Source organism: Larkinella sp. C7 (genome assembly GCF_006149005.1).
Taxonomy (GTDB): Bacteria; Bacteroidota; Bacteroidia; order Cytophagales; family Spirosomataceae; genus Larkinella.
Genome location: NZ_VBSL01000022.1, coordinates 16,310 through 38,474 on the forward strand (window position 1 = coordinate 16,310; position 22,165 = coordinate 38,474).

At 52.3% G+C, this 22,165-nt stretch carries 18 protein-coding genes; 13 read left to right on the forward strand and 5 right to left on the reverse strand.

Annotation, left to right across the window (positions count from 1 at the left end):
- The first annotated feature begins 77 nt into the window (after positions 1 to 77).
- The 4 genes from FH871_RS29335 (at position 78) to FH871_RS29350 (ending at position 4,760) form a co-directional block, all read left to right on the forward strand.
- On the forward strand, positions 78 to 398 hold the full coding sequence (locus FH871_RS29335) for a SusD/RagB family nutrient-binding outer membrane lipoprotein (RefSeq protein WP_255516989.1): 321 nt from the start codon (positions 78 to 80) through the stop codon (positions 396 to 398).
- Positions 399 to 569: 171 nt separating this feature from the next.
- A complete protein-coding gene (locus FH871_RS29340) occupies positions 570 to 2,042 on the forward strand; it encodes an ankyrin repeat domain-containing protein (RefSeq protein WP_138994919.1) in 1,473 nt (490 codons plus the stop codon).
- 4 nt (positions 2,043 to 2,046) lie between these two features.
- The gene (locus FH871_RS29345) at positions 2,047 to 2,547 is read left to right on the forward strand and encodes a DUF2271 domain-containing protein (protein WP_138994920.1); all 501 of its coding nucleotides are present in this window, start codon (positions 2,047 to 2,049) and stop codon (positions 2,545 to 2,547) included.
- A 14-nt stretch (positions 2,548 to 2,561) separates the two neighbouring features.
- Positions 2,562 to 4,760 carry a PepSY domain-containing protein gene (locus tag FH871_RS29350; protein ID WP_138994921.1) on the forward strand — a complete coding sequence of 733 codons (2,199 nt, stop codon included), beginning with the start codon at positions 2,562 to 2,564 and terminating at the stop codon, positions 4,758 to 4,760.
- 184 nt (positions 4,761 to 4,944) lie between these two features.
- Here the strand turns inward: FH871_RS29350 and FH871_RS29355 are convergent, their stop codons facing one another.
- From FH871_RS29355 to FH871_RS29365, 3 genes are all read right to left on the reverse strand, one after another.
- Positions 4,945 to 5,931, reverse strand: a complete 987-nt coding sequence (locus tag FH871_RS29355) for an FAD:protein FMN transferase (protein WP_138994922.1) — start codon at positions 5,929 to 5,931, stop codon at positions 4,945 to 4,947.
- A gap of 99 nt (positions 5,932 to 6,030) precedes the next feature.
- Positions 6,031 to 7,371 carry a Gfo/Idh/MocA family protein gene (locus FH871_RS29360; protein ID WP_138994923.1) on the reverse strand — a complete coding sequence of 447 codons (1,341 nt, stop codon included), beginning with the start codon at positions 7,369 to 7,371 and terminating at the stop codon, positions 6,031 to 6,033.
- Positions 7,372 to 7,437: 66 nt separating this feature from the next.
- Positions 7,438 to 8,433: a formylglycine-generating enzyme family protein gene (locus FH871_RS29365; protein ID WP_138994924.1), complete on the reverse strand. Its 996-nt coding sequence runs from the start codon at positions 8,431 to 8,433 to the stop codon at positions 7,438 to 7,440.
- 235 nt (positions 8,434 to 8,668) lie between these two features.
- Between FH871_RS29365 and FH871_RS29370 the strand changes: the two genes are divergently transcribed.
- Together FH871_RS29370 and FH871_RS29375 are read left to right on the forward strand one after the other, a co-directional pair.
- On the forward strand, positions 8,669 to 10,552 hold the full coding sequence (locus FH871_RS29370; protein WP_138994925.1) for an ABC-F family ATP-binding cassette domain-containing protein: 1,884 nt from the start codon (positions 8,669 to 8,671) through the stop codon (positions 10,550 to 10,552).
- A 104-nt stretch (positions 10,553 to 10,656) separates the two neighbouring features.
- Positions 10,657 to 11,310, forward strand: a complete 654-nt coding sequence (locus FH871_RS29375; RefSeq protein WP_138994926.1) for a DedA family protein — start codon at positions 10,657 to 10,659, stop codon at positions 11,308 to 11,310.
- A gap of 18 nt (positions 11,311 to 11,328) precedes the next feature.
- Here FH871_RS29375 and FH871_RS29380 read toward each other — a convergent pair whose 3' ends face one another.
- Positions 11,329 to 11,829: a Fur family transcriptional regulator gene (locus FH871_RS29380; RefSeq protein WP_138994927.1), complete on the reverse strand. Its 501-nt coding sequence runs from the start codon at positions 11,827 to 11,829 to the stop codon at positions 11,329 to 11,331.
- Positions 11,830 to 12,000: 171 nt separating this feature from the next.
- Complete coding sequence (locus tag FH871_RS29385) at positions 12,001 to 12,510, reverse strand: gamma carbonic anhydrase family protein (protein ID WP_138994928.1); 510 nt, start codon at positions 12,508 to 12,510, stop codon at positions 12,001 to 12,003.
- Between the two features lie 156 nt (positions 12,511 to 12,666).
- On the opposite strand from FH871_RS29385, the gene FH871_RS29390 reads away from it, so the two are divergent.
- The 7 genes from FH871_RS29390 (at position 12,667) to FH871_RS29420 (ending at position 22,086) form a co-directional block, all read left to right on the forward strand.
- The gene (locus FH871_RS29390; RefSeq protein WP_138994929.1) at positions 12,667 to 15,087 is read left to right on the forward strand and encodes an SLBB domain-containing protein; all 2,421 of its coding nucleotides are present in this window, start codon (positions 12,667 to 12,669) and stop codon (positions 15,085 to 15,087) included.
- Between the two features lie 33 nt (positions 15,088 to 15,120).
- Positions 15,121 to 16,233: a lipopolysaccharide biosynthesis protein gene (locus FH871_RS29395; protein WP_138994930.1), complete on the forward strand. Its 1,113-nt coding sequence runs from the start codon at positions 15,121 to 15,123 to the stop codon at positions 16,231 to 16,233.
- A 100-nt stretch (positions 16,234 to 16,333) separates the two neighbouring features.
- Complete coding sequence (locus FH871_RS29400; RefSeq protein ID WP_138994931.1) at positions 16,334 to 17,311, forward strand: GDP-mannose 4,6-dehydratase; 978 nt, start codon at positions 16,334 to 16,336, stop codon at positions 17,309 to 17,311.
- Positions 17,312 to 17,324: 13 nt separating this feature from the next.
- Positions 17,325 to 18,668, forward strand: a complete 1,344-nt coding sequence (locus FH871_RS29405) for a flippase (protein ID WP_138994932.1) — start codon at positions 17,325 to 17,327, stop codon at positions 18,666 to 18,668.
- Between the two features lie 229 nt (positions 18,669 to 18,897).
- The gene (locus FH871_RS29410; protein ID WP_138994933.1) at positions 18,898 to 19,815 is read left to right on the forward strand and encodes a hypothetical protein; all 918 of its coding nucleotides are present in this window, start codon (positions 18,898 to 18,900) and stop codon (positions 19,813 to 19,815) included.
- A gap of 168 nt (positions 19,816 to 19,983) precedes the next feature.
- Positions 19,984 to 20,970 carry a hypothetical protein gene (locus FH871_RS29415; RefSeq protein ID WP_138994934.1) on the forward strand — a complete coding sequence of 329 codons (987 nt, stop codon included), beginning with the start codon at positions 19,984 to 19,986 and terminating at the stop codon, positions 20,968 to 20,970.
- Between the two features lie 12 nt (positions 20,971 to 20,982).
- The gene (locus tag FH871_RS29420; protein WP_138994935.1) at positions 20,983 to 22,086 is read left to right on the forward strand and encodes a glycosyltransferase family 1 protein; all 1,104 of its coding nucleotides are present in this window, start codon (positions 20,983 to 20,985) and stop codon (positions 22,084 to 22,086) included.
- Positions 22,087 to 22,165: the final 79 nt, after the last annotated feature.

The following is a 22,165-nucleotide window of genomic DNA, read 5'->3' on the forward strand; positions in this document are numbered from 1 at the left end:
CGGTCATTCTAGAAACATTCAAACAACAGGGTGGGATCATATTCAAAAAAGTCAATCAGAAAGAAAGCCTTCACTATCTGGTGGATGAAGTAGGTGCCAGTGAATTTGCCGCTTACAATGTTCAACCGACTGTCAACCTCGATCAGGCAACCCACAAAATCGAGGCTATTGTCACGCAAAAATGGCTCTCCCTGAACAGCATCAGCAGCATCGAAGCCTGGAGCGACTACCGCCGGTTGGGCATTCCCGCCATTCCGAATTCGCTGGATGCCCCCGTGCCGACGGCCCGCCCGCTGCGGCTGATGTATCCCGAATCGGAACGGCAAACCCACAACGCCGAAGCTTCCCAACAGGGCAGCGACGCCATGATTAAAGACAAAGTGTGGTGGAATCCGTAGAATGCTTCGTGACTTTTAACCGTAATTTCTCTTGGGTTATTTAGTCTCTTTCAAATTTAATACCTGTAAACGGCTCTTATCTAGACTGAATCTTATTAATTTGCACTCCGTTCGGTTTTTTACAGGAAAACGGAGCGCATTGTATCAGCATTTCTATTTCAGTATATCCGTATGAAAAAATTACTGATCGCTCTTCTATTCGGCACGGTTCTCTCCGCGCAGGCCCAGAAAAACGTGCTATTGGAACCGTCGTTCTGGCAGGGAAAACCGGATGTGAGTCAGGTGAAAGCAGAAATTGAAAAAGGAAACAGCCCGTCGCAGTTCAATTCAAACAGTTTTGATCCCGTTGTGATGGCGATCAATGCCCAGGCTCCCAACGAGACCATCAAATACCTGTTGTCGCAACCCGGCAACGAAGTCAGCAAAATCACCCACGATAGCCGGATTTATCTGCACTGGGCGGCCAGTCGGGGCAATGTGGAACTGATGGAATACCTGCTGGCGAAAGGCTCTAAAACCAACGTGGAAGACAGCCACGGCATGACGGTGTTGAATTTTGCGGCCGGTAACGGGCAGACGAATACACGGGTGTATGACCTGTGCCTCCAGAACGGTGCCGATTTAAAGAAAGACCTGAACCACGACGGTGCCAACGCCTTGCTGATTGCGGTTGCCAACGACAAGGACCTCAAACTCACCGACTATTTTGTTTCGAAAGGCCTGGATCTGAAAAGTACGGACGCGGCTGGCAACAACGCCTTTAGTTATGCGGCCCGGGGTGGCAATATCGACATCCTGAAAGCCTTGCTGCAACGCGGGGTTCCGGCCACCGACAACGCCTTGATCATGGCCAGCCAGGGCGGACGCCGGGGTGCTACGCCCATTGAGGTGTTCCAGTATCTGGAAAGCCTGAACCTGAAACCGACCGTGACCAACAAGGCCGGTGAAAATGTTCTGCACGCGCTGGTTCGTCGGCCCAAACAGAATGAAATCATTCAGTATTTTCTGGCCAAAGGTGTCGATGTCAACCAGGCCGACGACGAAGGCAATACGGTATTCATGAATGCCGCTGCCGCCAACCGGGATCTGGCCGTACTGGAAATGCTCCAGCCGAAGGTAAAAAACATCAACCAGAGCAACCAGAAAGGCGTAACAGCCCTGGCGATGGCCGTACGCGGTAATTCGCCCGAAGTGGTGAACTATCTGTTGGGCAAAGGAGCCGATGTCAAGGCAACGGACAAAACCGGTGATAACCTGCTGGCTTACCTGGTGCAGTCCTACAACGCAACCCGAACCGAAGAATTTGATGCAAAGTTGAAACTGCTTCAGGACAAAGGGCTCGATGTTAAAGCTCCGCAGCAGAACGGTAATACGCTGTACCACCTGGCGGTTACCAAAAACGACCTTCCGCTGGTAAAACGGCTGGAAGCGCTGCAAATCGACGTGAACAGCAAAAACAAGGAAGGCATCACCGCCCTGCACAAAGCCGCTATGGTGTCCAAAGATGACGCCATGCTGAAATACCTGCTGTCCATCGGTGCCAAAAAAGACATTGCGACCAATTTTAAAGAAACCGCTTTTGATCTGGCCAGCGAAAATGAATCGCTCTCTAAAAGCAATGTTTCCGTTACTTTTCTGAAATAAGGTTATGCCCAATTTGCTTAAAATCGGTTTGCTCGCGCTGGTTCTGGTAGTCGCCCGGCCATCGGCTTCGGTGGCTCAGTCCGGGACTACCCAGTACAAGTGTATGATCCAGATGACCAATTACATGGGAGAAAAGGCATACATCGCCGTTTCGCTTATGAACGGGAAAGGGGCTTACGAAAAAACCCTGTATGTGCTCGGTTCCGATAAAAAATGGTATCCGGATGTCAAGGAATGGTACCGGGCGCTGGGCAAAAAAACGCCGAACCTCAGTGCCATCACCGGGGCGTCGGTGGCCGGTGGTGATCGCAGCGTTATCGTGCTGGAAATCGAAAATTCGAAGCTCAACAAAGATTACAAACTGCGGTTTGCCAGCTCCGTGGAGGACAAGCAGGATATCGCGAAAGATCTCGAAATTCCGCTCACGACGGAAGGCCTTTCCGCCAAAAGCGAGGGGACGGGCTACATTCGCTACGTTCGCTTTAGCCCCAACAGCCCCAATTAACAGCGGCCGGATTTATGACCATTTCTGTGTGGAGATACAGCCACTTAGCGTTGGCTGTGTCTTCTTTTCTTTTGCTGGCTCTGGCGTCCGTAACGGGAATTATTCTGGCGTTCGAACCTGTATCGCAGAAAATGCAGCCGTACCGTGTCGATGCCGTTGGCGAACTTACGCTGGCACAGACGCTGCCGGTGCTCAAAAAAAGTTATGCTGAAATCAGTGAGCTGAGCGTCGACGCCAACCAGTTTGTCCAGATCAAAGGCAGCGATGCCGACGGCAAAAGCCTGACCGCTTTCGTTGATCCGCAGACGGGTAAAATCCTGGGGATTCCCAGCCCGCAAAGTGAGTTTTTCCAGTGGGTTACGGCCCTCCATCGGTCGTTGTTCCTGCACGAAGCCGGGCGGTTTTTCATCGGGTTGACCGCCTTTTTGCTGCTGCTGATTACGGTTTCCGGCACCATGCTGATTATTCAGCGTCAACGGGGTGTCAGGCGGTTTTTTACCCGGATTGTCCGGGACAATTTTGCCCAGTATTACCACGTCGTGCTGGGGCGGCTGTCGCTGATTCCGATCTTCCTCGTTGCGCTTTCGGGAACCTACCTCTCCCTGGCCAGGTTCGGTCTGGTCGGAGAAGAGAAAGTTTCTCCCCAAATTGATTTCGACGCTATCCAGGCAACACCCAAACGAAAACTAGCCGACTTTGCGGTTTTTCAGAACACCCGACTGGCGGACGTGCAAAGCCTCGAATTCCCGTTTTCGGAAGACGTCGAAGATTACTACACGCTAAAACTCAAAGACCGGGAGCTAACGGTCAACCAGATTACCGGCGACCTCCTGAGCGAAAACCGGTATCCGACCGCCGTCCTGCTCACCAACCTCAGCCTGGATTGGCACACCGGCCGGACGAGCGCCATCTGGGCCGTCATTCTGGCCGTGGCTTCGGGAAATATCCTATTTTTCATCTATTCCGGTTTTGCCATTACCTGGAAAAGACGGGCCAACCGCGTTAAAAAAAACAACTATTCAGCCGACGAGAGCCGGTTTATTATTCTGGTCGGATCGGAGAACGGCAGCACCTTCCGGTTTGCGCAGGCCATTCACCAGCAGTTACTCAGGCAGGGGGAGAAATCGTTTCTGACCGAGTTCAATAACTACACGGTTTTTCCGAAAGCCGACTACCTGATCGCGTTGACGGCCACCTACGGGCTGGGCGATGCGCCGACCAATGCCACCCGGTTTATGAAACGGGTTGAAAAATACCCGCAACCGCACCCCGTTCGCTATTCGGTTCTCGGTTTTGGATCACACGCCTATCCCGATTTCTGCCAGTTTGCCTTTGAAGTGAATCAGTTGCTGGCCCGGCAATCGTGGGCCGTTCCGCTGGTCGATATTCATACCGTCAATGACAAGTCGCCGGCCGAGTTTGGCTTGTGGGCCGAAGCCTGGTCGCAGCAAACCAATCTGCCGATGCCGGTTTCGGCAGAATTGTTGCAGGCTCCGGCACGCCAACTTGAAACGCTGACCGTCACCAGCAACACCCAAACCGCCCAGCCCGACGGCACGTTTTTGATTCGTTTACGGAGCAAGCGTAGTCAGCGGGTTGCGTCGGGTGATCTGCTGGCCCTTTATCCCGCCAACGACCACCGCGAACGGCTGTATTCGATTGGGGTTCTGGACGACGAGATTCAATTGAGTGTCCGGCTGCAACCGGGCGGACTGGGTTCCGGCTTTTTACACGCCTTAACGCCCGGTGAGACCGTTCGCGCCCGGATTGTCAGCAACGATCATTTCCATTTTCCCGAAAAAGCCCCGGTCGTGGTCATGATTGCCAACGGCACCGGTATTGCGCCGTTTCTGGGGATGATCAGTCAGAATAAGCAGAGAACGCCTTGTCATTTGTACGCCGGTTTTCGGCAAAGTGCCTCGTTCGACCTTTACCGGGATTTTCTGGAAAAAAACCGGTCGGTGCAAAAACTCACGAAGCTTCATCTGGCATATTCGCGCGAAGGAGAAAAGCAGTATGTCAGCAACCTGATCGCCCGCGATGCTGATTTTATTGGTAATATTCTGGCTACCAATGGTGTGATTATGATTTGCGGCTCCCTTTCGATGCAAAAAGACGTCATTAATTTGCTGGAAACCATCTGCCAGACGAAAACGGGCAAAAGCGTCAGCTTCTACCAGTCGCACAGCCAGATTCTGATGGACTGTTATTGAAGGGAGTGAAACGCTAAATAGGACGTCTTATTGTATATATAATTAACTAAGCCAGGGCGGTTGGAAAGGCGAGACGGTTTTGGTCGTGGTCGATAACGAAAGCCGGATTGTCGAACACTGTGCTTTGTCCTACAACTATTTAAGCAGCCAGTTTTACGATTCATCTGCTCAATAGACGACCTCTCTACAACCGATATGCCTTCACATCCAGATTTCGGGAAGAAAAAATCCGGCCGTCATCGGTGATCAGGATGCAGCGGTAGTCGGGATACTGATTGATCAGTTTCAGGCCCGCGTCTTTTCCCAGCACCATCAGCGACGTGCTGAATCCGTTGGCGGTTTCGGCACTGGGGCCAAAAACCGTCACGCTGCACACACCCGTAGCGGGATAGCCCGTAACGGGGTTGATAATGTGCGCATACCGCTTGCCGTTGAACACCACGAACTTTTCGTAACTTCCGGAGGTCACCACGGCACTCTGCCGCAGCGGCACGATGGCGAAAACCGTATCTTTCCGGATCGGGTTGGTGATGCCGATGGTCCAGTCGCTGCCGTCCGGCTGATTTCCCCAGGTGCTCATGTCCCCGGAACCGTTGACAATGCCGGCTTTGATCCCTTTGGCCAGCATCAGGTCGCGGCAGCGGTCGGCGGCATAGCCCTCGCCCAGCGCACCGAAGCCAATTTTCATGCCTTTCCGTTTTAAAAAAATAGTAGACCGCGCCCGATCCAGCACGATGTTTTCATAGCCGACCTTCTCCACCGATTTCTTAACCGCTTCCGGACTGGGCATTGCCGTCATCGAACCGTCAAACTTCCAGATTCGGTCCATCGCAGCAAAACTAATGTCGAAAGCGCCTTTCGTTATTCTCGAAAACCGAAGCGCGCGCTCGGTCAGGGCAAACACTTCGGGGTCCACGCGAACCGGCGCGATGCCAGCGTTTTTATTGACCTGCGAAATTTGAGAATCGGCTTTCCAGTCCGAAATCAGGTTCTCGATCCGCGTCACCTCGGCAATTACCACATCGATGTTGTGTTCCGCCGACAGGGAGTCCTGGGCAACAATCGTGATGTCAAACCGGCTGCCCATTAATTTGACGGTCCGTTTTCGCAGCACCTGCGCTGTAGCGCAGAATCCTGATAAAATGAAGACGAGGAATAGGACTTGTTTCATACCGCAAAAATCAGAAATCCCGCGCAGACCTGACTATTCTCAATGCAAAAAGGGAACCGTCGGCTCCCTTTTTGCATTCAGATAGACTTCTTGGCGCAACTAAACGGCCACCGTTTTTCCCGGAACGGCAACCGGATAAAAACCGTCCGCGTTGGGTAACAGTTTCGGATTCGCATCCCAGGCCAGTTTTTCGGGAAACAGGTTGATGTTCGAATTCAAAGCCTCATCCCATTTCACCACTTTGCCCGAATAGGTTGCCATCCGGCCCATGATGGCCGTCAGTGTGCTTTTTGCGCCGTTTTCGGCATCCCAGAATTTGTATTCGTTTTTGGCAATGGCCGCAAACAATTCGTCGTGTTCGATCTGGTACGGATCGCCGTCGCCTTTGCCGTTGTGGGTATAAATCGAACCGCCTTTGTGGTCTTTCAAAATGCTTTGCCGCCCGAAGGAGTCGACCCGGCCTTTGGTGCCCAGGAACGCTTCGTCCACTTTGCTGAACGTACCTTCGTAGTGGCGGCACTGGCTGTTGATCAGCGTGCCATCTTCGTAAACGTAATCGACAATGTGGTGGTCAAAAATTTCACCGTATTCTTTTCCGGTACGCACCTGACGTCCACCGGTTCCCTGCGCAGATACGGGATAGCCCCTTTTCACCCAGTTGGCGACGTCGATGTTGTGAATGTGCTGTTCGTTGATGTGATCCCCACAGAGCCAGTTGAAGTAGTACCAGTTCCGCATCTGGTGCTCCATTTCGGTCTGGTTCGGCTGACGCGGTTTTACCCAAACGCCCCCGCTCACCCAATACACCGAACCACCGATGATGTCGCCCAGTGCGCCGTCGTGGATGCGTTTAACCATCTCGCGATAATTCGGCTGGTAATGGCGTTGCAAACCCACCACCACGTTCAGTTTTTTCTTCTTGGCTTCTTCCGCAGCCGCCAGCACCCGGCGAACGCCCGGCGCATCGGTGGCCACCGGTTTTTCCATGAAGATGTGTTTGTTTTGCTTCACAGCTTCCTCAAACATCATCGGCCGGAAACCCGGAGGAGTTGCCAGAATCACGACATCCGCCAGGGGGATGGCTTTTTGATACGCGTCGAATCCGACAAACTTGCGTTCTTCCGGAACATCGACCCGCTTGGTCAGCTCTGGATTTTGAGTCAGGCTTTTATACGCGCCGTCCAACCGATCGCGGAACGCGTCGGCCATCGCCACGATCTTTACATTCTGCTTGGACTTCAGGGCCTGAAGCGCAGCACCGGTTCCCCGTCCACCGCAGCCAATGAGTGCCACTTTGATGGTATCATCGGCCGAGCTATGGAAGCCATAGGAAGATGCAAAAGAAGGCAATGTAGTCAACAGGGCACCGCCTGTGAGCAGGCCGGATTGTTTCAGAAAATCCCGGCGGCCGGCGTCCCGGCGGTTTGATTCGTTTGACATAAGGAACAAGGTTTAGAAATAAGATGAATAGCGTCTACTAACAGGTATTCTACAAGCAACTGGCAATCAATACTCCTCAATCAACGGCGGGTTGTAATACGCCTTAATTTCTTCTTCTGACGGTTTTTTAGCCGGGCGAACCACCCGGAAACCAACAAACGACGCACTCGTCAGCCACCACTCGCTTTTGGGAGCCTGCGGGTCGAGCATTTTCCACGAGGCATTGGACGGCGTCCGGGCGGCTGAGCGCAACACGGGCGCATCATCGTCCCACGAGCCACCCCGCACGGCATTCGGATAAAGCTCCGTCACTTTGGCATACGGCTCCTTCACTTCGCCTTTCGCTTTTTTGGCGTAATAATCCGGGTAATACTGGTCGAGCGTCCACTCCATCACGTTGCCGTGCATGTCGTGCAATCCCCACGGATTCGGTTTCTTCTTCCCAACTTGCTTATACGAACCGTCACTGTTGCCGGTAAACCAGGCGTATTCGCCCAATTGTTTGGCATCGGCACCGAACGAATACGGTGTTTTGGTGCCCGCGCGGCAGGCATATTCCCACTCGGCTTCGGTGGGCAGACGATAGAAAACGCCGGTTTTGGCGTACAGCCACGCACAGAAATGAATGGCCGAATATTGCGTCATGTTGATGGCCGGATACCCCTCCCGACCCATTCCGAACGACATATCCACGTACGGTGGACTTGGTCGCGTAGCGGCATCGGTTTTAGCTAAGTCGAAACCGGGCGTCCGGTTTGCCATTTCTTTTTCCATGTTTTTGAAAGCAAACAGATCGAACAGATCCCAGGTCACTTCCATCTTTCCCATCCAGAACGGCTCGATCGTCACTTTGTGCTGCGGCCCTTCATCGGGTTTGCGGCCTTTTTCAGCCGCCGGACTTCCCATCATAAATTCCCCGCCCGGAATCGCCACCAGATCATAGACCTGGGTGCTGCCCGGAATGGGTTGGGTATAGGATTTGGTTACATCGTCGGTTACCTGGGCCAGACTGCTCGCTGAGATTACACACGCGACACCGAACAGAGCAATGATTTTTTGCATGAATGGGGTAATGAATTAAGCTCTAAAATGTATAAAGAAAACCAGAGCGGAAATTTACCACTTTTAGATTGGAAATTCTACCATACAGCGGCTTGTCTCATGCAATCATCAAACGAGACAGGAACACGGATGCAACGGATTGAACAGATTGGTACCGATAAAATCCGTTTAATCCGCGTTCCCATCGCGTAGTTTACTTCGGCGATCCGGTTCAGGATGCGTATCTTTGCGGACAATGAATTATCTATCAGCAGAAAATCTCTCCAAATCCTTCGGCGACAAATGGTTATTCCGCAATGTAACGTTCGGAATGAGCCGGGGGGATAAAGTCGCCATCGTTGGTGCCAACGGTACGGGCAAATCTACCTTATTATCCATTCTGGCCGGGTTGATGCCTTCCGACGAAGGACTGGTCAGCATCCGAAAAGACATCACCGTCGGTTTTCTGGAACAGCAGCCCCAACTGGATGATAATTTGACCGTGATGGAAGTCGTTTTAACCGGCAACAATCCGGCTTTGCTGGCGATTGAACAGTATGAAAAAGCCCTGCTGTCCGAGAATCACGACGCACTCGACCGGGCCATGCAGCAAATGGACACACTCCAGGCCTGGGATTATGAAACGCAGTTGAAGCAGATTCTGGGGCAATTGGGCATTCACGATGTGACGCAGCGGGTTTCAACGCTCTCGGGTGGTCAACGCAAACGGGTGGCGATGGCGCAGGTGCTGATCGAAGCCCCGGATCTGCTGATCATGGATGAACCGACCAACCACCTCGATCTGGAAACCATCGAGTGGCTGGAAAACTTTTTATCGACCAACAACTCCACGCTCCTGCTGGTGTCGCACGACCGGTATTTTCTGGACCGGGTTTGCAACCAGATTGTCGAACTCGACCAGCAAACGCTGTTCAGTTACAAAGGCAATTACGCCTATTACCTGGAAAAAAAGGCCGAGCGGCAGGCGATTCTGGCGGCTGAGGTCGACAAGGCGAAAAACCTTTTCCGGCGCGAACTCGACTGGATGCGCCGGCAACCCAAAGCCCGCGGCACCAAAGCGCAATACCGGGTCGATGCGTTCGATGAGGTGAACGCCAAAGCGCACACCAAACTGGGCAACGACCAACTGGAGCTGAACATTCGTACGGCGCGGCTGGGCAGCAAAATCATCGAAATGGAAAACGTCAGCAAACGCTTTGGCGAAAAAGTGTTGCTCGACCATTTTACGTATACCTTCCGGCGGAACGACCGCATCGGCATCATCGGGAAGAACGGAATGGGTAAAACCACCCTGCTGAACATGATTACGGGCGAACTCCGCCCCGATTCAGGCATCATCAGCACCGGCGGAACCGTCAAAATTGGCTATTACACGCAATCGGATCTGGTTTTGCCCGACAACCAGCGGGTAATTGATGTGGTGCAGGACGTTGCCGAAGTCATGAAACTGGGAACGGGCGAAACCGTGACGGCTTCACAGTTTTTGCAGCATTTCCTGTTCGACCGCAACAAACAGTACGATTACGTCCACAAACTGTCGGGCGGTGAAAAACGGCGGCTGCAGTTGTTGCTGGTGCTGGTGCAGAACCCCAACTTCCTGATTCTGGATGAGCCAACCAACGACCTGGACATCACGACGCTCAATGTACTGGAAGAATTTCTGCTGAATTTTCCCGGCTGCATACTGCTCGTATCCCACGACCGTTATTTCATGGATCGGCTGATCGATCACGCCTTTATTTTTGAAGGCAACGGTAAAATCAGCGACTTTCCGGGAAATTACACCGATTACCGCGAACGGAAAGCCAGTCAGCCCGCCGATCGGAAAACCGCCGACAAGCCAAAGACTGCACCAACCGTCTCAGTTCCAGAAAGTAAATCCGTTGCGCCGGTGACGGAAACCAAGCGAAAACTGTCTTTCAAAGAACAGCGGGAATATGAAACGTTAGAAAAAGAAATTGAGGAACTGGAACAACGAAAAAGCGGTTTATTGGATCAACTGAATACCGGTTCCGGAAGTCACGAAGAGCTGACATCCTGGGCCCGGCAAATTGAGCAAATCGAACAGGAAATTTCCCTAAAATCCGACCGCTGGCTTGAGCTGGCGGACTATCTATAATTTTGAATGGGTGAATGATAGAATGAGTGAATAGCTTCGCTGGAAGCAACAACTGGCGAAGCTATTCACTCATTCTATCATTCACCCATTCACTCATTGAAAACATGAACCAGATCGCCGAATTTTTCCAATACTTACTCAATTCCGAGGAAATCATTCGGACGGGCGGGCTGGTATTGATTACCCTCATTATCTTCATCGAAAACGGTGTATTTTTCGGCTTTTTCCTGCCGGGCGATTACCTGCTGTTTCTGTCGGGCGTTTTTGCCGGCACCAAAATTCTGGCTGTCCCCCTGTGGCTGTTGCTGCTCTGTATTTTCGGGGCCGCGGTGGTGGGGTCGCTGGTGGGGTATCTCACGGGGCGGTACTTCGGTGATCGGCTGCAAAACCGCCCGGATTCGCTGTTTTTCAAGAAAAAATACATTGAAACCACCCGCGAATATTTCCTGAAATACGGCAGCCGGACGCTGATTGTGGCCCGGTTTCTGCCCATTGTCCGCACGTTTGCGCCCATTCTTTCGGGGTTAATCCGAATGGACATGCGGTATTTCATGCTCTACAATGTTATCGGGGGGGCCATCTGGGTGGTCTCGCTGGTGGGGGGCGGGTATTATTTTGGCGAAAAATTCCCCTGGATCGTCGATTACGTCCACTACATCATCATCTTCTTCCTGGCTGTTACCACTTTCACTGTCATTCGAGGCTACATCAACGCCCGGAAAGAAATGAAGCAGGAAAAAGAAACCGTCAGCGAATAATCCAATCAGGCGTTTCCGCTAGTTTACGTTGGCATTGGCCGCTGCGGCTTTTGTACGGGCTACGCAAACTTCGTCCGCACATTCGCCGTAAAAAACCAGTGAATGCGATTCGACCTGAAATTGCAGCGTATTGCCGACCGTGGTTTTGATCAGTTGCAAACGCGGATCACAAAATTCCATGACACGGTGGCAGTTGACACAAATCAGATGCGCATGTTGCTGCCGTCCGAGTGATTTTTCAAACCGGCTTTTCGTATTGTCCTCATCGCCAAACTGGTGTCGGCTCACCAGCCCGCAATCGACCAGCACATCCAGCGTGTTGTATACCGTGGCCCGGCTAACGGCAAACGACCGCTCCTTCATCGCCTGATACAACTCTTCGGCGTCGAAGTGGTCATTGCGCGAATATACCTCTTCCAGAATGGCAAACCGTTCTGACGACCGGCGCAGCCCTTTCATGAGTAAATATTCTTCCAGTTTTGTTCGGGCTGTCGTAATCAATGGAGTTAGGTTCGCCATAAGAATAAGGCCATGACGGCTTTCAAAATCAAAAAGCAAGGCACGTTGGGAAGACGGCTGCTGAATTCGGATCTAAAATAATCCTAAAAGCGATTTATTTAGACTAATTTCAAACAAATATACGGCCTCAACCAATGCGATGCAATACTTTTTAGAAAGGACTTTTACAAGTTATTCATACCACTTGGCATACATGACGTAATTGTTGGCCGTTCGCATAAAAACCTCGCCCAATTCGGGCGTAACGGCTTTCAAAAACCGGGCGGGATTACCGGCGTAAACGGTTCCCGGCGGCACGACCATGTTTTGGGTCACAATGGCCCCGGCGGCAACGATGGAACCGGTTCCGATCACAGCCCCGTCCATCACAATAGCACCCATGCCGATCAGAACCTGATCTTCAATGGTGCAACCGTGGACAATGGCGTTATGGGCAATGGAGACGTAACTGCCAATGATGGTCCTGAATTTCTGGTAGGTGCAGTGAATAACGGCCCCGTCCTGAACGTTGCAATAATCCCCCATCGTGATCGAGTTCACATCGCCCCGCACCACGGCGTTGAACCAGACGGTGCAATTTCGACCCATCACGACTTCCCCAACGATCGTTGCGTTATCGGCAAACCAACATTCTTCGCCCACTTTTGGGTGAATGCCGCGAACAGATTTTATCAAAGCCATCTTGGATATATTCTATTTGTTCGGTTATTATTTCGGAAAACAGTTCGGCTAAATAGCGGTTTTTTCTAATAAAAAGCCACTTTTGGACCATTGACTATAAAAAGCGGCAGAGAATCAATCAATTCGTAACTTTGTGGGTCAGATTTTTCTCACTGCATGAACCGTAGCAGAACACAATCATACTGGTTTACACTTCGTGACTCCCCGTTTTTGTTGTTTCGACAACTGCCCGCGCTGTCTTTCTTCTTCCTGTTGGTAGCTGTCACCGCCGGTTTTGCCCAGCAACCTTCGCGGGCCGATCAGTTGAACGACGAGCAGATTATTGAATTTTATCAACGGGCGCAAAGCAGCGGACTCACCGAAATGCAAATCGAGCAAGCGGCTATGTCACAGGGTTATACGCTGACTGATATTGCCAAAATGCGGCAACGTATGGCCAAAATCCGCCAGCAATCAAATCGCAGCGGGCAGATTTCCGGCGATACCCTCACCAACCGAAGCCAACAGGGGACACTGTCGCAACGGCCGTATGCGCTGGGCGACAGCCTGAATCTGCTGCGACGGGATACCATCCGGCGACCGTCTATTTTTGGCGCAGCTTTGTTTCAGGGAACATCCCTCACCTTTGAGCCGAACCTCCGCATTGCCACGCCCCGGAATTACGTGGTAGGACCCGACGATGAACTCGTGGTGGAAATTTACGGAAATTCCACCGAAAGTTTCCGGCTGCGCGTCAGCCCCGAAGGATCGGTTCGGATGCTGAACCTGGCGCCTATTTTTGTCAGCGGCCTAACCATCGAACAGGCCGAACAGCGGATTGTGGGGCGGCTGCGGCAGGCTTTTCAGGGTCTGAACCGCCCCAACAGCGGCACCTATGCCTCCGTAACCCTGGGCAACATCCGCAGCATCCGCGTCACGATGGTAGGCGAAGTCGTCATGCCGGGAACCTACACGCTTTCATCATTGTCGACGGCTTTCAACGCCTTGTATCTGGCGGGCGGCCCGAACCCCGAAACCGGCTCTTTCCGCGATATTCAGGTGATTCGCAACAACCGCGTCATTCGCACCATCGACCTGTACGACTACCTTTTGCGGGCCGATAAAAAAGATGACATCCGGCTTCTGGATCAGGATGTGATTCGGGTCAACGATTACGGGGTTCGCGTTGAAATGGTCGGGCAGGTCAAACGGCCGGCCATTTATGAAGTAAAACCCGGCGAAACGCTCAAAAATGTCCTGAGTTTTGCGGGCGGTTTTACGGACCGGGCTTATACTTTTTCGATCACCCTGCGCCGGAACACGCCCCGGGAACTGCGAATCTCAACCATCACGCAGGAGCAGATTGCGACCTTCATTCCGCAGTCCGGCGACAAATACACGACTGGTGAAATTCTGAACCGGTATGAAAACCGGATTCAGATATCCGGTGCCGTGATGCGACCGGGCGATTATGCGCTGGGCGACGAAATCACGTCCGTTCGCTCGCTCATCAGCCGGGCTGAAGGATTGCGGAAAGATGCTTTCCTGAACCGGGCGGTTTTGTACCGTGAACGCGAAAACACCGACCTGGAAGCCATTCCGTTCGATGTCGGGCGGCTGATGCGGAACGAAACGGAAGACATTCCGCTGGCCCGGCAGGACAGTGTGCATATTTATTCGGTCCGCGATTTGCGCGAGCCGTACTACGTCAGCATCGAGGGCGCCGTGAACCGGCCGGACACCATTCCGTATGTAACCAACCTGACCGTCACCGATTTGATTGCGTTATCGGGCGGTTTTCAGGAAGGTGCCACACCCACCCGGATTGAAGTTGCCCGGCGGATTCGGGAAGATACCACCAAAATGACCGGTGGCGAAACCGTTCAGGTTTTTCAGTTTTCGATCGATCGCTCCTTGAATCTTCAACCCGCCGATGCGCGGTTTCCGCTCAAGCCGTTCGATGTGGTGTACGTCCGAACGTCGCCCCGCTACGAACTTCAGCGGAATGTAGCGGTATTGGGCGAAGTGATGCACCCCGGGAATTACGCCATCGAGTCGCGTTCCGAACGGATTTCGGATGTGCTCCGGCGCGTGGGTGGCCTGAAAGCGGGGGCTTTTCTGCCAGGAGCCCGGTTTTCCCGGCGCGGCATTCCCATTGCGACCGATCTGGGCGCCATTCTGGAAGATCCGGGCGTATCGGGAAACTTGCTCCTGGAAGTCGGTGATTCGCTGATTATTCCGAAACGCCCCGAAACCGTCAGCATTCAGGGCGCCGTTCTGAATCCTTCGACGGTTAGTTTTACGGAAGGTTTTCATTTTAAGGATTACGTGACGCAGGCCGGGGGCTATACCGACAATGCCCGGCAGAAAAGAGCGTATGTGATCTACGCCAACGGACTGAAAGACCGAACCAAACGGTTTTTGTTTTTCAGGAAATATCCCAAAATCGAACCCGGCTCACGCGTTATCGTGCCATTTGGGCCATTGACCGACGATCGACGGCTAACGGCGGGGGAACGAATTGGACTTATTTCGGTCATTGGCACAATGACCGTGACCCTTACCACCGTTATTGTAAATCTGGTTCGGTTATTTTAAGCATCTTTAGCGCCACGTTTAGTACGTCGCTTCATGTCAGTAACAACGCACAAACCATCAGCAGGGTCAGAAATGGACGATGATGACCTCATCCGGATCCGCCCCGGTGACCTCTGGAAATTTTTACAGCGCAGCCGCCTGGCTGTGTTGGCTTTTGCCGTGCTGGGCGCGCTGGCAGGGCTATACTACGGTTTTTCCAAACCGGACGACTACAAAGCCGAAGTTACCGTCATGCCGGAAGTGTCGGTAGGCAGCCCCGGCAGCATGGGCAATCTCGGATCGCTGGCCGGGCTGGCAGGCATCAGCATGGACAATGCCGCCGGTGATGGCATCCGGCCCGATCTCTACCCGGAGGTTCTTCAAAGCATTCCGTTTGCCCTGCAGATTCTAAAACAGCCGGTTTATTCCAAAACCTATAAAACCGTGCTGCCGCTGCAGACTTACCTGAAACGGCAGAGGCAGGAAACGGCTTTTCAACGGCTAACCGGAAACACGGAACAAACCACCGCCGACGACTCAAAACCGGCTCCGGTGGTGTTGCCTGATCCTAAAAACTACAGCAAAGCCTTGCAGGTTACGCCCGAACAGGAAGGTCTGGCGGCCCTCCTAACAAACCGGATTACAACCACCTACGAACGACGGACGGGCGTCGTAACCATTGAAGTAATCATGCCCGACCCGGTGGTAGCGGCCACTGTCGCCCGGTTTTCACTTGAATACCTGACCCACTACATCACCAGCTACCGGACGCAGAAAGTCAAAAATCAGGAGCGATTTCTGACCCAGCAGGTCGAGCAATCCCGGCGCCGGTACCAGACAGCGGAGTATGACCTGGAAAGTTACCGCGACCGGAACCGGAGCCTTTACAGCGGTTTGGCCCGGATCAGCGAGCAACGGCTGCAAGCCGAATTTCTGCTGGCGCAAACCGTGTACAACGATTTGTCCCGGCAGTTGGAACAGGCCAAAATTCGGGTGCAGGAAGAAACACCGGTTTTCAAAATGCTGGAGCCTCCACGCATACCGCTACGGCCCAACGGCCCACGGCGCACGTTGATTGTGTTGGCCGGTTTAGTGGCCGGCGCGGTTATCGGCCTGGGCTGGATGCTGGGAAAGACCGTTTTGGATACAATGAATCGCCTGGGATAAACGGGTTACGGTTTTCCGTTTACGGTTGTAAACGCGTCCTGTAGTCGTATGCATCGGCAACCGTAAACGGAAAACCGTAACCCGCAAACTGAATATTCGTATGAAAAAAGCATTGATTTGTGGGGTTTCAGGGCAGGATGGAGCCTATCTGGCGCATTTGCTGCTGACCAAAGGATATGAGGTTTACGGCGGTTCACGTGATGCCCAGATGTCGTCGTTCAACAACCTGATCCGGCTCAACATCCGGTCGCAGGTGTCGGTGGTGTCAATCAATATCAATGACTTCCGCAGCGTTTTGCAGACGTTGCTGAAAGTCCGGCCCGACGAAGTTTATAACCTGGCCGGGCAAAGTTCGGTGGGTCTATCCTTCGAACAACCCGTCGAAACCCTCGAAAGCATCAGCATCGGCACGCTGAATTTGCTGGAAGCCATCCGGTTTAGTGAACTCCCGATTCGGTTATACAATGCCGGATCGAGCGAGTCGTTCGGCGATACGGGCCGCCTGGCAGCCGACGAAGAGACGCCTTTCCGCCCGCGCAGCCCCTACGGCGTGGCCAAAGCCGCGGCTTTCTGGCAGGTCGCCAATTACCGCGAAGCCTACCAACTCTATGCCAGCACCGGGATTCTGTTCAATCACGAGTCGCCCCTGCGCCCCGAACGGTTTGTCACCCGGAAAATCGTGGCAGCCGCCTGCCGGATTGCGCAGGGCAGCAACGAAAAACTGACGCTGGGAAACATCGACATTGCCCGCGACTGGGGCTGGGCACCCGATTATGTGGAAGCCATGTGGATGATGCTGCAACAACCCCAGCCCGACGACTACGTGATTGCGACCGGACACACCCGGAAACTGAAAGATTTCATCCGAATCGTTTTCGAACAGGTGAATCTGGATTGGGAAGAGCACGTTCAGATCGACTCCTCGTTTTTCCGCCCCACCGACCTGGCCGAAGGCAATGCGAACCCCGCCAAAGCGTTCTGGCACTTCGGCTGGAAGGCCCAACACAAGATGGAGGACGTGGCCCGGTTGATGGTTGAAGCCCAACTCACCGGTGTCCTTCATCCGACCGTCTCCTGATTGTCAAACCGGTATGATCGAACTAAGCCCCCAAAAGCTGAGTGCAACTGCCCGCAAAGCGTTTGCCAATGCCGGCTGGGTTTTCTTCGACCGCATTTTTCGGATGGCTACCGCTTTGCTGGTCGGCGTTTGGTCGGCGCGGTATCTGGGGCCTTCCCAGTTTGGTCTGCTCAACTTTGCCAATGTTTTTCCAACGGTGCTGATGTCGCTGGCGGGGCTGGGTTTGGCGAACATCCTGATTACGGAAATTGTACGAAAAGGCGAATATGCCGAAAATCAACTGCTCGGCACGGCTTTCATTCTCCGGCTCATCGCCGGGTCGGTTTCCCTGTTTGTGATTGCGGTTACCATTCGCCTTCTCTACAGCGATCAGCCGGTTTTGCAGGCCATGGTTCTGTTCACCAGTTCGGTGCTGGTTTGCCAGAGCGTAGACGTCATCGATCTGCATTTCCAGTCGCGCGTCAAATCCCGGCTGTCGGTTGTTGCCAAATCCGTTGCCTTTGCCTTGTCGACGCTGCTGCGGGTTTATTTTCTGGCCAATGACTTCAGTTTACTGGCGTTTTCTTCGGTCGTCTTCGTGGAAGCCACCCTCTCGGCCCTGATTCTGATTTTCATTTATAACCGGGAAGAAGGGCAGCATATTTTGCAATGGCGGTTCAACCGGGTGCTGGCGATCCGGTTGCTCCGGTTATCCTGGCCGCTCATGATCTCGGAGTTCTTCATTTTTGTTTACATGCGTTCCGACCAGTTCATGCTGAAAGAACTGGCTACAGACCTGGAATTAGGCAAGTTTAGTGCCGCCCTGCGTTTGTCGGAAGTATGGTATTTTATCGCTACGGCCATCACCTCCTCGTTTTACCCAACCATTGTTGCCCTGAAAACCCAAAATGAGGAAGCCTTTCAGCGCGCTTTTCGAAAACTTCTGAGCCTGTTGGCTTCCATCAGCATCCTGATCGCTGTCTTTATTACCTTTTCGTCCTCTTTTCTCGTTGACCTGCTCTATGGGCAGCAGTATACCGGTGTAGACAACATCCTGGTTATTCACATCTGGTCGGCCGTATTTGTCTTTATTGGCGTTGGCAGCAGCTATTGGTTCATTCTGCACGATCGACAGCGCCTACTGCTGTTGAAGACCATCGCCGGAGCGACGGTGAATATTCTGTTAAATCTGATTCTGATTCCTCACTATGGTGCCATCGGCACCTCCATTGCCACCCTACTCGCCCAGATGATGTCGGCCTACTTCATGAACTATTTCATCAAGGAAGCCCGCCCGGTTTTTTTCGCTCAGTCTGCGGCACTCGTCGATGTGGTAAAGCTAACTTTCCTGAAGGATTTTTTACAGCGCTCCCGGTAAGCCTGCCCGTTCTTCCGGCCCATGCAGTACGCAAAAAGCGGTTTTCAAGTCAGCCCTGACAACGTTTTTTCGCCAGATGCTGTCTTCAGAAGTATGGATTCTACGGATGACCCTGAATTCATTTTGCCAAAAATACCCCAATTCCATACCGAATCCTTTACCCTTGGCGTTGTTTTTAGGGGGAAAAGCATCGCTCCCCTCCAATAACCACCTTAAATGTAGCGAAAAGATGCCGTTAGACGTTCCCATCCTGTTCCTCCTGTTTAATCGCCCCGACCTGGCCCGTCAGGTACTCGAACGCATTCGTCAGGTTCAACCCCGGGAATTGTTTATTTCCATCGACGGCCCCCGCCCCAACCACCCCACGGATGCGGAGCGGGTTGCCGAATGCCTGGCTTTGGTAGACAACATTGACTGGCCCTGCTCGGTACACCGGCTCATCCAGGATCAGAATTTAGGTTGTAAAAAAGCCGTTAGCACCGCGATTAGCTGGTTTTTTCAGCAGGTGGAAATGGGGATCATTCTGGAAGATGACTGCCTGCCCGACCCCAGTTTTTTTACCTTTTGCCGCGAAAACCTGCATTACCACCGCAACAATGCCACGATTCTGCACATCGGGGGAACCAACCTCCAGAATGGCCAATGGCATGGGGATGGTTCCTATTTTTATTCCAAAATTTGCCATGTCTGGGGGTGGGCGAGTTGGCGACGGGCCTGGGAAAAATACGACGGAAGCATGTCGACCTATCCGGGATTTCGCAAGCAAAACCGCATCGCCGACCTTTTTTCCGATCCCAAGGTTCAGGCGTACTGGACGGAAGCGTTCGACGGAGTCCATGCGGGTCAGATCAACAGCTGGGCCTATCCCTGGTGTTATTCCATCTGGATCAACAATGGCCTCTGCATTTCACCCAACCAGAATCTGGTTTCCAACATCGGGTTTGGTACTGCCGCCACCCATACACTGGACGACGGTGGCTCACTGGCAAACGTGCCTCTGGAACCGTTGAACGAGATCCGTCATCCCAGTTTCCTGATTGAAAATCTTCCGGCAACGGAATATTCAAATAACCAATATTTTAAGAAACCAACCTGGGTAACCCTGAAAGCCGAAGGCCTGAAAAGACGGCTTGGTCTGAAACAGTAGACCCAAATACCGTTGCTGTATTGCGCGAAATTCTACACTTTTTGCCCGGGTCAATGCTGATCACGGTTGGGGAAATTTACGGCTTGTTCAGAAATTGCCGCTCGATAACCTTTTTGATCAGTTTATCGTTTATTTTGTACCTTATATCGTCAAAATAAACAAAATACAGTGACAACGCTTCAGGCCTCTCTGTTCGACGCGCCCCTTCAATTTGATATTCCAGTTCTCTTTATTTTGTTTAACCGGCCTTATCACGCCCGACGGGTTTTTGAACGTATTCGCGAAATTCAACCCCGCGAACTGTTTGTATCGATCGATGGACCACGCCCCGACCACCCCACCGATGCAGAACAAGTGGCCCAATGCCAGGCCCTGCTGGACGAAATCGACTGGCCCTGTCAGGTTCAACAATTGGTGCAGGAACAGAATCTAGGCTGCAAACACGCCGTGAGTACGGCCATCACCTGGTTTTTCCGGCAGGTAGAAATGGGCATTATTTTGGAGGATGATTGTCTGCCCGATCCAACCTTTTTTACCTTTTGCCGCGAAAATCTCTGGTACCACCTGAATAATACCGCTATTATGCACATTGGGGGAACCAACCTCCAGAATGGCCAATGGCATGGGGATGGCTCCTATTTTTATTCCAAAATTTGCCATGTCTGGGGGTGGGCAAGCTGGCGTCGGGCCTGGGAAAAGTACGATGTTACGATGTCGACTTATCCGGAGTTTAGAAGCCAAAAGCTCATCTCTGATATTTTCACCGATCCCCAGGTTCAGGAATTTTGGAACGATTCCTTCGATGGCACCTACAATGGCCTGATCAACACCTGGGATTTCCAGTGGTGTTACGCCATCTGGACTCATAATGGAATGTGTATCAACCCCAATCAGAATCTTATTTCCAATATCGGTTTTGGCGGAGAGGCTACGCATACCAAAGTCAACAATGAGACGTTTGCGAATAAACCGGTCTACCCGCTAAACGAAATCATTCATCCCCGGTTTATCATTGAGAACCGTCAGGCCACCGACTACTCGCTGCATCACTATTTTCGGAAACTAACCCGCATCAAACAGCGGGTGGAGGATATTAAAAAGCGAACCGGGTTAACAAACATGAAAACCACTTTCAAGAAGCACCTGCTTCCCTGAAAGTATCCCTGCATGAAGATTTTCTTTGATCATCAAACCTTTTCCCAGCAAAATTACGGCGGCATTTCCCGGTATTTCTGCGAATTGATTGCCGGCATCAACCAATTCCGAAACAAACATCAGGCTCATTTGTCATTATTGGTTTCCAACAATGTTTATTTGAAAGAAAAAGGTCTCCCCACCCTGCCTTTTTTCCCTAGCCAGCCTTTTGCCAGAACCCAGCCTTACCTCTACCAAATTAACAAAGCATTCAATCAGGTAGAAATGAGAACCCGGTCGTACGACATTTTTCATGCCACCTATTACGAACCTTACTTCTTAAAATTCATCCGCAAGCGGCCGGTTGTCATTACTGTCCATGACCTGATTCACGAAAAATATCACACAGTTTTTCCTGAATTGGCCGCCGATCATCAGGTTATGACTTGGAAGAAGGAAATTATTTATCATGCGACGGCAATTATTGCCATTTCAGAAAATACCAAACGCGACTTGCTGGCGTATTATGACATTCCACCCGAACGCGTTCGGGTCATTCACCACGGTTCGTCGGTTTCTGTGGATGAAACCCAGTCTGAACCCGTGTCAGAAGTGCCGTATCTGCTCTTTGTTGGAAACCGGGGTATGTATAAGAACTTCCTGCCCTTTATTCAGGCCGTTGCGCCCTTGCTTCTCGCCCATCAAATCCGGGTCATGTGTGCCGGTGGCGGCCCTTTTTCTCCCGAAGAAGAAGCCGTCATCCGGCAATTGAACCTTCATGACCTGGTTGAACAGCAACCCATTGATGATGCTTCGCTGCGCCGGTTATACCGCCAGGCCCTGGGTTTTGTGTTTCCTTCACTCTACGAAGGATTCGGCATTCCGGTGCTGGAAGCGTTTGCCTGTGGATGCCCCTGCCTGCTCAGCAACCGAAGCTCACTCCCCGAAGTGGCGGGTGAAGCCGCGCTCTATTTCGACCCCGAGAACCGGGATTCCATCCACCACGCCATCGGACTTTTCCTGAATAATCCGGCTTTAAGGCTTGAACTCGCCCGGCAGGGAAATCTCCAGTTGCAACAGTTCTCGTGGGACCGAACCGTTCGGGAAACGCTTGATTTATACCAGTCTCTACAATAATATTTTTCCCTTTCGAGAGGAGTCCGGACCGATCCGCCCGGTAGTCAAACCGCAATTCCCTATCTTTGCGGCTTCGATT